The sequence below is a fragment of the Streptococcus sp. HMSC063B03 genome, from assembly GCF_001836965.1.
Lineage (GTDB): Bacteria > Bacillota > Bacilli > Lactobacillales > Streptococcaceae > Streptococcus > Streptococcus pneumoniae_F.
This window is the reverse complement of record NZ_KV831040.1, coordinates 1-344: the sequence shown is the minus strand read 5'-3', so window position 1 is coordinate 344 and position 344 is coordinate 1. Positions and strand designations below refer to the sequence as shown.

Here is a 344-nt window from a genome sequence, read left to right as displayed (position 1 = left end):
TCTCCATACTCCGCCTTCTTAGTCACCTCCCTCGCAAGAGCCTGCAATTCCTCAATCCCTGCCTTGTCCTTGTCAAATGCAACGCCTGGATGATTCTTCTGGAAGTAAGCCCTTGCTAGGCTATCCACTTTCTGGTGATAGCGGTTTGCCGCCTTCTTGAAATGAGGATTACGATAGATAGCTAGCGCTTCAGGATTACGATAAGGGCTGGCCATGGTAACCGTCCCACTCACCTTCGTTAAGCCCTTATTTTGATTGTTTAAAATCGCATCTAACTCACTTGTGGCCTGCTTGCCATTGAAGGCAGCCAGGCGCTTCTCCGTCTCGGAAAGCGACTGTTTCGA

Annotated in this window: 1 pseudogene; it reads right to left on the bottom strand. The window is 49.7% G+C overall.

Annotation, left to right across the window (positions count from 1 at the left end):
• Positions 1 to 344 (bottom strand): annotated as a pseudogene (locus HMPREF2628_RS11110) (hypothetical protein); the annotation flags it as partial.